The organism is Methanocella arvoryzae MRE50 (assembly GCF_000063445.1).
Lineage (GTDB): Archaea > Halobacteriota > Methanocellia > Methanocellales > Methanocellaceae > Methanocella_A > Methanocella_A arvoryzae.
The window spans coordinates 2,752,339-2,767,604 of sequence record NC_009464.1; the positions used below are offsets into that span (position 1 = coordinate 2,752,339).

11 protein-coding genes are annotated in these 15,266 nt (G+C 54.5%); 4 read left to right on the top strand and 7 right to left on the bottom strand.

The features are described 5' to 3' along the window. Window positions 1–25 precede the first annotated feature (25 nt). Window positions 26–1,672, top strand: a complete 1,647-nt coding sequence (locus RCI_RS13480; protein ID WP_012037008.1) for a glycosyltransferase family 39 protein — start codon at window positions 26–28, stop codon at window positions 1,670–1,672. A gap of 12 nt (window positions 1,673–1,684) precedes the next feature. Here the strand turns inward: RCI_RS13480 and RCI_RS13485 are convergent, their stop codons facing one another. From RCI_RS13485 to RCI_RS13495, 3 genes are read right to left on the bottom strand one after another with little or no spacing between them, the layout of a single operon-like run. Continuing rightward, the gene (locus RCI_RS13485; RefSeq protein WP_148266754.1) at window positions 1,685–2,854 is read right to left on the bottom strand and encodes a glycosyltransferase; all 1,170 of its coding nucleotides are present in this window, start codon (window positions 2,852–2,854) and stop codon (window positions 1,685–1,687) included. Between the two features lie 47 nt (window positions 2,855–2,901). Further along, window positions 2,902–4,365, bottom strand: coding sequence for a flippase (locus RCI_RS13490; protein WP_048198659.1), 1,464 nt, complete (start codon window positions 4,363–4,365; stop codon window positions 2,902–2,904). A gap of 39 nt (window positions 4,366–4,404) precedes the next feature. Next, window positions 4,405–5,631: a glycosyltransferase family 4 protein gene (locus tag RCI_RS13495; RefSeq protein ID WP_048198661.1), complete on the bottom strand. Its 1,227-nt coding sequence runs from the start codon at window positions 5,629–5,631 to the stop codon at window positions 4,405–4,407. A 145-nt stretch (window positions 5,632–5,776) separates the two neighbouring features. On the opposite strand from RCI_RS13495, the gene RCI_RS13500 reads away from it, so the two are divergent. Further along, window positions 5,777–6,658 carry a glycosyltransferase family 2 protein gene (locus RCI_RS13500; RefSeq protein ID WP_012037012.1) on the top strand — a complete coding sequence of 294 codons (882 nt, stop codon included), beginning with the start codon at window positions 5,777–5,779 and terminating at the stop codon, window positions 6,656–6,658. On the opposite strand, the gene RCI_RS13505 is transcribed toward RCI_RS13500, so the two are convergent. The 4 genes from RCI_RS13505 to RCI_RS13520 are packed head-to-tail and all read right to left on the bottom strand — an operon-like array spanning window position 6,655 to window position 11,022. Continuing rightward, entirely contained in the window at window positions 6,655–7,704 is a 1,050-nt protein-coding gene (locus tag RCI_RS13505) for a glycosyltransferase family 4 protein (RefSeq protein ID WP_012037013.1), read from the bottom strand. The two genes, RCI_RS13500 and RCI_RS13505, sit on opposite strands and share 4 nt — an antisense overlap. A gap of 3 nt (window positions 7,705–7,707) precedes the next feature. Then, window positions 7,708–8,823 carry a glycosyltransferase family 4 protein gene (locus tag RCI_RS15985; RefSeq protein ID WP_012037014.1) on the bottom strand — a complete coding sequence of 372 codons (1,116 nt, stop codon included), beginning with the start codon at window positions 8,821–8,823 and terminating at the stop codon, window positions 7,708–7,710. Window position 8,824: 1 nt separating this feature from the next. Further along, entirely contained in the window at window positions 8,825–9,973 is a 1,149-nt protein-coding gene (locus RCI_RS15990) for a glycosyltransferase family 4 protein (protein ID WP_012037015.1), read from the bottom strand. Between the two features lie 2 nt (window positions 9,974–9,975). Continuing rightward, entirely contained in the window at window positions 9,976–11,022 is a 1,047-nt protein-coding gene (locus RCI_RS13520; RefSeq protein WP_012037016.1) for a glycosyltransferase family 4 protein, read from the bottom strand. 123 nt (window positions 11,023–11,145) lie between these two features. Between RCI_RS13520 and RCI_RS13525 the strand changes: the two genes are divergently transcribed. Together RCI_RS13525 and RCI_RS13530 are read left to right on the top strand one after the other, a co-directional pair. Further along, entirely contained in the window at window positions 11,146–12,288 is a 1,143-nt protein-coding gene (locus RCI_RS13525) for a glycosyltransferase (protein WP_012037017.1), read from the top strand. Window positions 12,289–12,397: 109 nt separating this feature from the next. Then, entirely contained in the window at window positions 12,398–15,250 is a 2,853-nt protein-coding gene (locus RCI_RS13530) for an oligosaccharyl transferase, archaeosortase A system-associated (protein WP_012037018.1), read from the top strand. Window positions 15,251–15,266 lie beyond the last annotated feature (16 nt).

Here is a 15,266-nt window from a genome sequence, read left to right on the forward strand (position 1 = left end):
ACCTGTCACCGGATTCATCATTACCATGCGCCCGAACATAGATCCTGAAAAACGATCCGCATCCGCCAGCGCGGATCGTTTTACTGCCGCTTTGAGAAAGTACCGGTACGATCTCTTCTTTATCGGCCTAATCCTCGTAATAGCTCTCGGTGTCAGGCTGTACGGCTTGATGGACGCCGGGATAACCTGGGATGAGCCCCTGACCGTAATTGCCGGGATGAAGTACGCCCATAATTTCCTGACTCTCAACTTCAGCGGTGATGCATGGTCGCTGGTAGCCGAACACGGGCCGATCAGCAAATACATATATGCCTTTGCCCTGGGGCTGTTTTTACACAAGACTGTGGACTACGAGACGTTTGTCATAGCGAAAGCGGCCAGTACCGTGGTTGGCGCAGCAGTGTGCGTGCTGGTGTACCTGTTCTGCAGGGAGTTTTTATCCCGGCGCATCGCCGTGGCTTCAGCCCTCATCCTGGCGCTGACACCAGTGTTTGTTGCCCATACTCAGATAGCGGCGGTCGATGGTCCGGTGGCTTTGTTCTTTACTCTGACCATGTACCTCTTCCTGCTGGCTTTAAAAACGGAAAAGCCTGCCTACTACATCGCTTCAGCTATCTCCCTCGGGTTACTCATCGACACGAAATACAATGGCCTCATCATACTGCCAGTGCTGTTCCTGCTCTTCCTGATCCACCGACACCAGAAGCTGAACGAAGGTCAGACTGAACTAAAACCAGTGCAGATAAGGGGTCTCGGGGATGTTCTGAAACTCGGAGCTTATTATATTCCTGTAGTTCCTACACTACTCTTTCTGTCCACCGCTGCTATCACTATGTTCGTAGCATGGCCGTGGCTCTGGACTGATACGTTTAATCACCTGATCCACTCGCTGACTCACTGGACATACATACCCGAGGAGTATTTCCTGGGCCAGCTACAGGTGCCCCCGAAATATTATTACCTGGTATATTTCCTGGTGACGACTCCGGAGGCGCTGTTGCTGCTGGCACTGGCAGGGGGAGCGATCGCTCTGAAGTGTCGGGGTACCACAATGTGGGCTCTCCTGTTGTGGCTCATCGTGCCTTTCAGCTATAATTTTACCTCTTTTATCCAGGATGGCATGCGCTATCTCCTGATGATCTACCCGGCACTTGCCATACTCTGCGCTGTAGGTATTGATGGAATTGCCGTCTACCTGGCCGGTCGCCTGAAAAAGATCGAGAGCGGTATGCTGTTTAGCGCCATTACGGGGATAACCCTGCTCTGCCTGATCGCTTCGCTTTTATCGGTGGCCCCCTACTACCTCGATTACTATAATTATGTGTCGGGAGGGCCGGCATCTGCTTACGAGCAGAGGAACTATGAGTTTTCGTGGTGGGGAGAGGGGCTGTATGACAGCGTGCTTTACCTGGAGAAGTACGCTCCACCAGGCTCGACAGTGTTCGTTGCGGCCAGGCCTAACACCCCTGTGGAATACTATGCGAAGAACCACACCTACATCCTCTGGAACATCGACGATAAGCAGCTGACCCCCGACGTCAGATACCTGATCACCAATCAGGATAATGATCGGTATCATCCTTTCGAGTTCAACCAGTCGGAGTTCCGGGTCATCTACGAGACAAAAGTACAGGGGCTGCCCCTGGCTACGGTGTATGAAAAAATAAGATGACAGGATTAAGTGTTACTGGAGTTCACTGTAGGCGGATCTAAGCAAAGCGGAAACCCTGTCGAGGCCGAACTGTTCGACAGCCCTTTTCCTGGCCTTCATAGCAAGGCTTTTACAATACGCTTCGTCTTTGCTCAACTCTCTTACCGCATCGTAGATCGAGACCGGATCAGCGGGCTGGATCAGCTGGCCTGCGTCACCTACCACTTCGGGGATCGAGCCACTCATCGTCGAGATCACCGGTAAGCCGGAAGCCATCGCCTCAACCAGCACCATCCCGAACTGCTCTTGCCACCAATGGACAGGGATGCTGGGCAGGAGAAATGCCTTGGCTATACGATATAGCCCCGGTATCTCGTCGTAAGTGAAGTTTCCGGCCAGCTTTACCCTGTCCTCGATTCCCAGCTTCTTTATTGCTGCGTTCATCGCACTTTTCTCCGGCCCGTCTCCTGCGATGAGGAATTTCACCTTACTCAGATCCGGATCTCTCGACACCAGTCGGGCAGCATATAGCATGTCATATATCCCTTTTTCCCGGGTCAGGCGCCCGACGAACAGGATAGTGAAATCGTCGCCTGAAATGCCCAGTGTCTTTAACAAGCCCTCATCTGCAGGCCCCGGAGTAAACCGGTCCGTATCTATACCTGCTGGCACTACCCGGATACGCTCTTCGTTCACACCTTCGATGATCAGGGCATTTTTCGCACGCTCAGTGACAGCTATGAATATATCTGTATTATCTCTGACATAGCTGACGACCTTCTCGTTGCTCAGCCCGCCTCTGAACCTGTGCAGGGTAAGAAAAGGTACGTTTTCCCAGACGGTCAGGACCAGCTTCTTCTTCATTCCTGTTTTCACCCGGGCGGCCTGGTAGGAATAGCCGTTATAGGTCTCCGCCGCGTGAAGTATGTCCATACTGGCGAGTTCCTTCTCCAGCCCGATCATTCTATAGTTGCCGCCGTAAGGCAACAGCATGCCGTAGGCAAGCGATTTTCCAGGCCATGGCAGACGTTCGTAGTATTCTTCCATGATGTGCAACTTTTTCACTGGAAAACGGATACGCTTAATGTCATAATTATTGATATACGATGCGAAGCCGGTCAAATCGTAGCCGGATGCAAGCGGTTCGTAGGACTGCATCTCAAAGGGATTCATGTTACTGCCGCGTACAATGGCTACCTTCATAGTCATGCCTCAACCAGTAACAACGATTATCTATAATGTATATAACCCTAACCTCTCAGGGCTTTTCTAATCATCGGGATCTTAGTCGTGATTATGCTTTTTACCAGAGCTATATCGTCTTTGTCTATACATCCGAGGATATACAATATGGCTGTATAGAGAACAATAGCTGCTGCGATGACCGCAAAGACGTAGAAGCTCTTCACAAGTATTACAAATGCTCCCATGATCAGGCTTGCTATGGCAACCTTAATCAGATCGACTAGTATCTCTCTGCTCAGGCCGTATCCTATGCGATAGCTCAGTATGAAGTATAATGCCATCGATACGAATTCCGCTATCATCGTGCTCCAGGCCAGGCCAACGTAGCTGAACCTGTCGATCAGTATGATGTTAAGGGCCAGGTAGACCAACATGCATACGCCAGCGATGTTGGTGGTGGTTTTCTGCCTGTTGGTGGACATGAACAGGCAGCCGTAGGCACTACTTAAAAAGATGAATAAGGCGGCCCAAATGATGATTTGTAGCACGATTATCGATTGCACATATCCCTCCTTGAACACGAAAAGGATGATATTATCGGCAAGGAGAGTTCCCCCGATCGCCATTGGTATGCCTACCATCGCCATGTACTTCAGGTACTTGAAAAAGGCCATGTTCAGGTGGTCCGCAGAGGTGACGAAGAACCTCGACATAGCCGGAAATAATGACATACTGAAAACCTGGGGGATGAAGAGGATGAAGAGGAACAGTCTGTAGGCTGCACTGAAAATGCCCAGCTCGGAGTCTCCCTTCATCAACGACAGCATCACCGAGCCTGCATAGTAGTATATAGTTCCATAGAACATCCCCAGCGCGAAGGGCACTGTTTCTTTAAGTGTCGACCTGATAAAGCCGGGATCTATCCTCAGGCTGAACCTGGCGAACTTCAACGAGTACACGGCCAGACAATAGAAGACAACTATCAGGTTAGAGGTGAAATAGACCATCGAATAGCCTACCACATCGAAATTCTGGTTGATGGCGAATAGCGCCCCGAGGATCAGCAACAGATTGCCTAGCACTGATCCCACAGACTGGTACTCGATTTTTTCGAATGCCTGGAAAATCGAGTTGAAGATGGCTGTAATGGCCAGAAATACAGTTGAGAAGCCGAAGATGCAAACCACCAATGATGTCTGCCACGATGTACCTGTGATGAGCACATAAGCGAGAAGCGCGAGGAAAAATATGATCGCGAGCGCCAGTTTCAATACCAGAATGTTGGTGACGAACTTATTAACCAGCGCCTTATCTCTTGACACTTCCCTGGTGATGTAAGAGTTGATCCCGAGATCGACTATCACACCCAGGATGGTCGTGACTGACAGAGCCACGTTAATGACTCCAAAGCCGTCAGTTTCGAGGTATCTGGCTGTGTAGGCTATGTAGAGAAAGCTCAGCAGCATGTTTACGAACTGAGCTGCCAACAACACAGTGGTATTTTTTATTATGACGCTAGCGTTTCCCATCAGATGCACTGCCTGTGTGTACGTAAGATCTCGACAAACTTATCCAGATTTGCCTTTTCCGGCTATCGTCTCTCTTATTAGTCTATCCAGCGTGCCGCAGATGACCTTCCAGTCGTAGTTGTCTATTACGAATGACGCGTTAGCAGCCGATTTATCCTCGATCTCTCCCTCATGGCTCATCATGTACCCTAATTTTTGTGCAAAACACTCGATATCCTTGACAGGGCACAGGTAGCCCAACTTACCATAATCCGTTAGTTCCTTAATGGATGGAATGTCACTGCCCAGGATGACATCTCCAAAGTAGGCGGCCTCGAGGGATGCAAGGCTAAAGCCCTCGAACCTCGATGGCATCAGCAGAATCTTCGCTCTCTGGTAGTAGTCGAATACCTGCTCCCGGTGCTCCAGGAACCCGACACAGTCTACCCGGGACCTGAGCTCCGGGTGTCGGACGAAAAAGTCCTCCAGTTCTCCGGGGAAGTAGCTCTCTACCGGTCCTACCAGCACCAGCTTCCAGGCCGGGAATTCAGCGGCAACCCGGGAGAAAGCCTCGAGTGCTATATCTGTCCCTTTTTGTGGGTTGCCCAGTCTGCCTACATGCAGCACAATTCTCTCCTTAGCCACCTCTCTCCGGAACGTTTCTAGTGTTTTTACACTGGTGCCGTTGGGTATATAACAGACATTTTTATGTTTGTAGTAAAGGTGGTTCTCAGTGAGCACTTTCACCGCGTGTCTAGTCTCGGCAGTAATAAGATCAAAGCTAAGCGACTCGTAAATGCGCGAGCTCCTCGTTCCGTCTTTGCCCCTGCGCTCGAACTCCTCCACAACTTCCGAGCTGATGTCCAGCTTGAGGTATAGTTTTCCACGTGGATTGACCAGCCTGTAGATCCAGCCGATCACGATCGACTCGTCCTTCAGGTGGTAAAGCTGAAGCACGTCGATCATACGACCCATTCGGAGCATGACCGGCAGGGCGTCCAGTGCCGTGCATAGTGCCTCGATACCCCTGACGATCAGGCCTTTTTTAAAGATCGCCAGCGTCCATTCTCTCAGAAGGTGCCACGGACCTTTCTTCAGGAAGATAAGCCGGAGCCCGGGCACTTCTGTTTGTAGATAGGGGTAGTCCCCATTACGATAACTGATGAGATACGAATCGTAGCCGTGATTCTTGTATAGTACATAGGGTATCATACCCACGTCTTTAGTCAGGTGGATGTTTTCGCAGCCGGGAAAAAAGGTTGCAAATACAAGCCGTCTATCCACCATAATCACGTTACCCCGGGCGAATTATAACCTACAATTACTTTATTCTGCATTTACTTAGTGTATTAATAGATAATCCTTTGTGTTCTACCCGAAAAGATAAGATTATATTGGTAGAGAAATAGTGGTTGGTGGACGTATCTTGTACATGCCACCCCAAGTTGCCATTGTGATACTTAACTGGAACAACGGTACGGTAACAGTTGACTGCCTCCGCTCGCTGGAAAAACTCAGCTACAGCAACTTTTTCACTCTCGTCCTGGACAACGGCTCTACCGACGATTCCCTTGAAATCCTGCACCGTGCTTACCCGGGCATTTCTGTCGTGCAGAACGACAAAAACCTGGGCTTTGCCGGCGGCAATAACCCCGGCATCCGGCTGGCTCTCGAACAGGGCGCTGACTACGTGCTCCTCCTCAACAACGACACAGAGGTCGCCCCGGACTTCCTCGACGAGCTGATCAAAGTCGCCGAGGCCGATCCGAAGATCGGCATCGCCAGCGCCAAAATATACTATTACTCAGAGCCGGATCGGCTCTGGTTCGCCGGCGGCAAGGTCAACTACTGGAAAGGCTGGACGCAGCACCTCGGCGATCTCGAAAAAGACGTGGGACAGTACGATCATACCACAGATACAGATTTCGTCTCAGGGTGCGCAATGCTCATCAGGCGAGAGGTCATCGAGAAGATCGGCGTGCTGTATGAGCCTTTCTTCCTCTACTACGAGGATAGCGACTATTGCTCCCGGGCTCGCCGGGCGGGGTACCGCATCGTCATGGCCCCTAAAGCGAAGGTCTGGCATAAGGTCTCCAGCACTACCGGCAAAATTAAGGATCTGCAGCTCTTCTACGGCCAGCGGAACATGCTTGCCTTCGAGCGCAGGAACGCCAGTCCGGTCCGGCTAGCTTTCTTCCTGCCATACTATTTTGGCAAGTTCGTCGCATACAACTCTCTCCGGGCGCTCTTATCCGGCAATTCAGGCCGGGCGAAGCTCATCTGGAAAGCGGCGCTGGAAGGGCTGTTTATCTAGCCCTTGTTTTCCATTTTTTTGATAATATCCAGATACTGCCTGACAGTGCTCTTCGTGGAGAACCGGTCGACGACTTTCTGTCTTACTCCCGGATCCTCCCTGGCGTCAGACAGGTGCTTGACGAGGGCATCTTTAAACTCCTCCCTGTTTTTGGCCAGAGTGCCGTAGTACACGACTTCCGGGTGAGAGCAGTTATCAAATGATACGGCTGGCTTTCTCATGTACTGTGCCTCGATCACCGGCCTGTCTTCCCCTTCCCAGGCGGAGCAGGTAGCGTAGACTGTGGCCCCGGCATAATACCGCCACACGTCCGGCACGTAGCCGAGCATGTGGACGTTACCCGCTTTCCTGGCCAGCGCCTGCAGCTTTTCACCATATCCTGGGTCCGCCCGGCCGATCGTGACGAGGTGCACATCCTCGCCGAGTTCCTTTCTCGCTTCGCCAAAGATCTCTATCAGTTGATCGACACCTTTGTACGGGGTGTGGCGTCCTACGTAGAGCACGTAGCGACCGTACTTCTCTGCCTCAGGTGCTGGCTCCGCATCCCGGAACTCAATGCCCGACGGCAGGATTTCCATCGGGCCTCTGTACAGGTACCGGCGTCTGAAACCATCGCCTATATACCTGGAAATGGGCAGCACCATAGCGGCCTTCCACGCGGAGAACAGGCGGAACATGTGGACTTCCGTCCACAGCATGAACTCCCCCCGGTTGTGCATCATCGACCTCAGGGGTGCTACACCGTGGTCCTGAAGCAGGTGTGGCGTACGCATGAATGTGGCCACCCCGTCGAACGGCAGATAGTTCGTGGAGATATAGTCAAACCGCTGGCTGTCCAGCTCTCTAGCCACAGCGCGCATCTTCCAGGGCCTGTTGGCCGGATAACTGGTAACCTCCACGCCAGGGACTTCCATGTCACTTTTAATGACCGCTATCTTCACGTTGTGATATCTGGCGAGCTCTTTCGCAAACTCGGCTACCGTGACGTCTATACCGTTACCCTTGCTCAGCGAATAGTTAGCCAGGCAGAAGCTCAGTGTTTCCAAAAGTTATCTCCGTCCACTGTTACATATAGTCTCTACATAGGCCGGCATGACACGGCCTATGTCGAAGTATTTCGCAGAGTCGACTGCCCGGCCCGCGAGTGACTCGTAGTACTTCCTGTCTTCTCTCAGACACTGGATACAGGCGACCATATCCCGGGTGTTGCCCTGCTCGTAGATCAGGCCGGCGTCCCCTGCTGTCTCGGGCATAGCGCCTGCAAACGGCACTACCACCGGCTTTCCTGCGGCCATCGCCTCGACGATCGGCACGCAGAAGCCTTCGTGCTCGCTCGCTGTCACCCATGTATCACAGGCCGCATAGTAGTCTGGCAGTTCTTCGTCTGGCACCCTGCCGGCAAAGATTACTTTCTTGCCTGAGGCTTTTGCCATCGTTTCCAGCCGCTCTCGCTCCGGGCCTCCGCCGACGATCACCAGGGCTATATCTCCGTCAAGCCCTTTCATTGCCTCAATCAGCCTGTCTACACGTTTCGCCGGGGCGAGCCTGCCGACATATAACAGGACGAAGTCAGACTCCAGGCCATGTTTAGCCCTTATCTTCCGCTTATCTCCCGTGGCAAATGCTCTCGTATCGATAGCGAAGGGCTCAGGCCTAATCAGGCTGTCTTCTATCCCCTCCGCCAGCAGCTCAGACTTGACGTAAAAGCTGAAGGTCTGGACTGTATCGCTACGCATCATCGACCACAGGTACGCCCGTTTTCTCGCCATTGTCAGCAGCCTGTCTTTCAGCGATGGCAGGAACTCGGAAGGAGTCAGGCTATGGTAGACCCAGAACAGCCTGATCCGGGGGTTGAGCTTCTTAGCCCTGTGTACTGCAGGAAGCACTCCCACGTCCGGGCCGGCCAGGACGAGGAGATCGTAGGTTGCCAGCTCTCTGGCCAGCTTTCCAGTACTGAGGAGCGCCCTGACATTGGCGCCGATACTGTGGCCGTTACTGCCCCCGACGTACCTGATGTCCACTCCCTCGACTGGGCTGCGCTCGTAGGCGAACGTGAACAGCGTAACCTTGCCACAGCGCTTTCTCAGCTCTCTGAGCGTGGCCTCGGTAAAGTTGCCCTGGGCATCTTTTTCGACCAGCCTGGTGGTGACAAAAGCTACATCCATGTTATTTACCGCTCCTGCCGGCGATCTCCCGGGCGATCTCCAGATACTGCATAGCGATCACAGGCCAGTCGAACTTCTCTACGATACGCTTCCTGGCAGCAGTGCCCATCTCCGCCACTCTCTCCCGGTTCCCGGCCAGCAGCACGATTTTCTCGGCAAGTGCCTCCGGATCGGAAGGCGGCACCAGGAAACCGGTCTCGCCGTGGGCGACTGTGTCCCTCATGCCCCCGATGTCGCTGCACACCGTCGGCTTGCCGCAGGCCATGGCCTCCAGCACTGCGATGCCGTACGGCTCGACCACGCTTGGCTGCACGTACAGGTCGGCGCTGGAGTACACGGCAGGCATCTCGGTGTTAGGTACCGGCGTCTCCACGAATCGCACCACGTCGGATACACCTAAGTCTGCAGCCAGCATTTTCAGCTCATCTGCCTGCGGGCCTCTGCCCATAATATACAGGACTGCGCCCGGCGCTTTCTTCACGACGATCTGCATGGCCCTGATAAGCGTGTCGAGGCCTTTGTACGGGTGCAGCCTCGCCACCGTCAGTATCTTAAACTTGCCTTCGGTGAGGGGCGTCTTGCCTTCCGTGGGCCGGAAGATGCCGGAGTCGACGCCGACGTTTACTACCCTCATCCTGCCGGCCGGCACCCGCAGGTGCTCCTCTGCGAAAGCCCTGGCCGCGTTACAGTGAGCGGTATATACTGTAGCACTCTTCCTTGTGTACGCGTTGAGTGTCAGGTCAAAGCCGCCGAGTACGAGCCTCTTAAATCCTGCCGGAAAATACGTACGCTCGGTCGAAAGCACGGTGGGAATTCCGCTCATTCTGGCGGCGAAGCTGGCAAGGTGACATATCGGCTGATAGTCCTCCTGCAAGAGCAGCACATCGTAGCCTCCCCGGCGGATTTCACCGAGGATTGAAGGTGTCAGTGGCAGTTCACCTAAATCTACAAGAGTCCGGAGGTACCTGACCTTGAACGGCTCTGAATTCTCCGTCCTGTAGTCTGTCTTAAGCATTTTTTCCCGGGGTGCCTTACCCGTCGACGTGAGGACCGTGACGTCCTGTCCCAGCCTGGCGAGGCCATCTGCCAGCCCGTACTCGTTGCCCCTGACATACGGGGTGAAATATGGCACGACAATACCGATCTTCACTCTTATCCCTCCTGGTAAACGGCCAGCAGCCTGCGTACGACGTCATCCCAGTCCAGGATTTCCTTCGCATACGGTACTCTTTCGGCCTTCCTGATCATGTCTGCCAGCAGTTCCGGCGCTACCGGCAGGTCAACGCTCCTGCAGAGCCTGCCGTCCACGAATTCGGTCAATGCCGAACCATTAGCTACGATAGTGGGCACGCCCGCCGTCAGCGCCTCAGCGACCGTGATGCCGTAAGCCTCGTACTTCGACAGCATGATTGTGACTGTAGCAGATCCGTAGCACCTTAACAGCTCCTCCCGGGTCAGTCCCGAGAGAAACTCTGTTCTATCCGAGACCCCCATATCAGAGGCTTCCTTGGCCAGGGCTTCCTTATACGGGCCTTTACCGACGATCTGCAGGCGGTAGTCAGGCAGTTCCCGCAAGGCCCTGATGGCGTACTGGACGCCTTTGTACTGCTCCAGCCTGCCCACATATAATATTACTTTTTCTTTTCCGGCGGGCTTCAGCCCGGCAAACTCGCGCTTGACGACCCCGTTCGGGATGACCTTCACTCTGCCGTCGCACCCGAAATCCCGGCACACCAGGCCTTTCTCGAATTCAGAGACACAGATGACTGAGTCGGCCCTGCGGAAAACCCGGCTGCCAGCGAGCCTGTAAGGCTTTAATAACAGGTTCCTGAGAGGGGTGTGGCCCTTTCCATGGTAGTGGGGGGTGAAGACGAACATCGGGGCTTTAGTGCCCGACGCCAGCAGCGCGGGAAATGCGTGGTAGCCGTGGACGTGCACCACATCGTAATCCCGGCTCTTTTTCATATGCCTGTATAAGGCTGAGGAGAAGTAATATGCGTCACCCGGGGCAAAAGCCGGAAATCTCAGCACCCTGACTCCGTCGATCACGCTTTCGGGCGGGTACCTGCCGGCCGGGTCTGTGGTGATCACCGTCACCTCATGGCCTGCCCTTGCGAGCCGTCCGCTGATCTCGGACACGTGAGTCTCGACACCGCCGATGTACGGCGGGTAGCGCGGGCAGACCTGGGCGATTCTCATAGGCGAGTATCCTTTATGATGAGCGGGTTAAATATGTTTCGGCAAGCCAGAAATACTCTTGCCCGCAGGGAGAAAAGTGTATAAATCAACGAGACTCTTATGCTTACAACATCGGTGCATGTCATGTCGGGGAAGAAAATCTGCGTCGTAGGCCCGTCCAAAAAATTTCTCAGCGGTATCAGCTACTATACGATTCGCCTTTCTAACGCGCTGGCCGCAAAATATGGTGTGGCGGTCGTTTGTTTCCGCAATCTGCTGCCGAAGTTTCTCTTTCCGGGACACAAGCACGTGGGCCAGGATCTGTCTGACCTGAACTTCGGGCACGATGTAGCGGTGTTCGACGGCATGGACTGGAACAACCCGCTGACCTGGTACTGGGCTTATAAATTCCTGCTGAGAGAGAAGCCGGACACGATAATTCTTCAGTGGTGGACATCTTCCGCCGCTCACATGCACATGATCATCTGCCTGATCAACCTCCGGCTAAGGGCGAAGATCATCCTCGAGTTTCACGAGGTGGTGGATCCGTTCGAGGAGTCCATTCTGCCTATCCGCCTGTACTCCCGGGTGATGGGGCGCCTGCTGATCCGCAGGGCTAACGGCTTCGTGACTCACTCGGACTCGGACAAGAACCTGCTGGCAGAGAAATACCGGATGAGCGCAGAGCGTATCCTGGTCATCCCCCACGGCCTCTACGATCAATATAAGGCTGTCGACCGGGCCGAAGCCCGGAAGTCCATCGGTATCGGGCAGGAGCAGGTGATCATGTCCTTCGGGCTGATCCGGCCGTACAAGGGCATTCCTAACCTCATCAGGGCTTTCGGGGAACTGCCGGCCGACGTCGCCACAAAATCAAGGCTGTTGCTGGTCGGAGAGATATGGGAAGACCGGGAATCCGTCGTCAGGGCAATCGAGGAGTGCCCGTACAAAGATCGCATCGTGCTGCTGGACCGGTACGTTTCCGACGACGAGGTGGCGAAGTACTTCTCGGCTGCGGACATCGTAGTACTGCCCTATCTCCGGGCTTCACAGAGCGGGGTGGCCCACATCGCCATGACCTTCGGGAAGCCGATCATCGTCTCAAAGGTGGGCGGCCTCCAGGAATCTCTGGCCGATTACGCGGGCACATATTTTATAGAGCCCGGAAACATCTCAGCTATAAAAGACGCTATCCTCAAGGTGCTGGATGATAAGCCGGGGCCGTTCGAGCCGCCGAAGCGCGGGTGGGAAGAGATAGTGGAAAAGTACGCTAAGCTCATTGAGTAGCGGAATCCTCCTATTTATTATTTATTCGATAATAGCCCGAAAGGTAAATATATAACAGCGCTTATTGATGCTTAACCAATAATATGTCGAGCGAGTATTGGGTGAGCATATGGCTAAAACTGACAGGGGGCGGGGCAGGCAGGCCGGTCAAGTCAGGCCGAAGAAGCCTGGTGTTGTGGAGAGACAGGCATCGCAGACCGGACCATCGGTAAAAGTAGAGGAGCCTGTACCGGCGATCGAAAAAACAGTGCAGGTGAGCGAAACCACCTCCCGGCAGCCTTTTGATCTGGCAGCCTATGCAAAGTCTATAGCCTGGGCTTATCCGCTGGCGCTTCTCGGGATTATGGCGCTGATGCTGTATCTCCGGGTCGTACCATCGTATGGCCAGGTGTTCACCGGCTGGGAAGGCAACTATGTCAACTTTGCTTCCGACGACGCCGTCTACCACATGCGTCTCGTCCACGAGACTGTCACCCACTTCCCGGAGAGGATCTTCTATGATCCCTTCACTCACTACCCGTTCGGCAGCATGATCCACTTCGGGCCTCTGCTGACACTGATCATTGCCGGGGCCTCATTGATCGTGGGGCTGGGTAATCCCAGCATAGCTCTGGTTGATGCCATCGGCGCATACACTCCTGCGATCATGGGCATGTTGTGCGCAGTGCCGGTGTACTTCATCGGCAAAAAGCTCTTTAGCCGAAACGTGGGTATCATCGCTGCGTTTACGCTCGCGCTGCTGCCCGGACAGTTCCTGGGCCGGTCGATGCTCGGCTTCACCGATCACCACATTGCGGAAGTACTGTTCTCGGTAGCGACCGTGGCTTTCCTGATCTATGCCCTGGAGTATGCTCGAACATCAGGGCTGAACCTGGAGAAGCTCAAGAACAGAGATAAGGGAGCCCTGACCTCGCTGGGCTTCGGGGTACTGGCGGGCTTCTCCTTCGGCCTGTACATGCTGACCTGGCCAGGCGGCCTGATCATAGGTATGATCATCTTCCTGTACTTCGTCATCCAGGCAGTCGTGGACTACGTGAAGAACCGGGAAACGGAATACCTGCTCATCCTCTCCTCGGCGACTTTCCTGATACCCGCAGTCATGGTCTTGCCATACTCGCTGACCGACCTTAGCTTCCAGCTACTTTACTACTCTCTGACTCAGCCGTTTTTCCTGGGTCTGGCGCTGGCTGGTGTCGGCGCCGTTTACGGGCTGGCCGCGGTGCACAAAAAGACTAAAGCAGAGCCCTGGACCTTCCCGGTCACGCTGCTCGGGCCGGGAGTCATAGGCATGCTGTTCCTCTACCTCTTTGCCCAGCAGATCTTCGGGCTGGTCATGGCGGGCATCCATGTTTTCACCCCCAGCGGCGGCATGCTGGTCGTGAGGGAGGCCACACCTTCGTACATCAACCCCGCGACCGGCCAGATTGACTTTAGCATGCTCTGGGGGATGTTCTTCTGGACCTTCCCCATCGCCATCGTCGCCATCGCCATGATCGCTTTCCGCACCTTCAAAGATAACCGGCCGGCAGAGTGGCTGTTCCTGGTGTGGAACCTGATCATGCTGGCGGCCACGTTTTCCCAGAACCGCTTCGCTTACTACTTCGCGGTGAATGCCGCGCTGCTGACCGGCTACTTTGTCTACGCCGTCTTCAGGGCCTTCGACTGGGACAGGTTTACCCAGAACTGGCGGAAGAAGGTGAAAACCGGGGACGATATAGGCAGGTTTGTCTCGGGCCACGCAGGCCAGGTCCTCGGATTCGCAGCGCTTGCCGGAATCGCCCTGATAGTCATCACCTGGCCAGCTACCTCTCTGTCAACCGGTGCCTACTCGTCTGTCGACATTGCGAAAGATCCCGGTGCATACTTCTTCACCGGGGTTACAGAGCTCATGTCTCGGGACGGGCCCGGAGGTATCAACCACGAGTGGTATCAGACGCTGCTGTGGATGAAGAATAATACTCCTGATCCTCAGGGTTCCGACGCATCTTCGACGCTGCGCTACAGTAGCGGTTCCTACAACCGGCCGAAAGACTCGGATACATATGCTTATCCGGCCTCTGCCTATGGCGTCATGAGCTGGTGGGACTACGGCCACATCATTACCTACGTCGCTCACAGGATTCCTAACGCCAATCCCTTCCAGGCGGGCATTCTCGAGTACAACAATACCTGCGGAAGCGCCCCTTTCTTTTTAGCTACGGATGGGGGTAAGGCGTACGCAAACCTGCGTAGCCTTGGCAGCCGCTACGTAGTCGTGGAAAACCGGGACGCCAATGGCTATGTTGCAGCGATGAGCGTCTGGGCCGACGATAAGGACGGCTGGATGACGGAGAAAGAGTTCCCGCTCTACAAGAATCAGCCGAGCGTAGCCCTTCCCGTCAACAGCCAGAAGTACGAGCAGTGCATGCTGAACCGGCTGTACTACCAGGACGCCAACGATATGGACCACTTCCGTCTGGTGTACGAGTCTCCAGGCGACTATATCGTCAACGTTAATCTGCTGGATACGCGGGACGGATCGATCTACTTTGACAGGTCCTTCAACGTGGCGAACTACACCGAAGCCTACGGTTATTACGTCGATGCCATAGAGCCGGTGCTGGCCAGCCAGGACGGCTCCATGATCGCCTACGGCGCCCGGCCTCCCGCGAAGTGGGTGAAGGTCTTTGAGGTCGTCAAAGGTGCCAGCATCACAGGAACGGCTGACCCGGGCACCACCGTGACTGTCTCTCTCGATCTGACTACCGGGGACAGGACATTTAAGTATCTGCAGTCTGCAGTCGCAGACTCCTCCGGCAGCTTCACGCTGACCGTGCCGTATGCGACCGAGGCGATGAACGGGACGGGCTATTCGTCTGCTGTGACGCCTGCCGGCAAGTACACTCTGACCATTGGTAACTCGACCTCCCAGGTCGACGTGCCGGAGCGTGCAGTCCAGAACGGCGAGACCATAAACGTATAAAAGCCAGGCCTGTGCA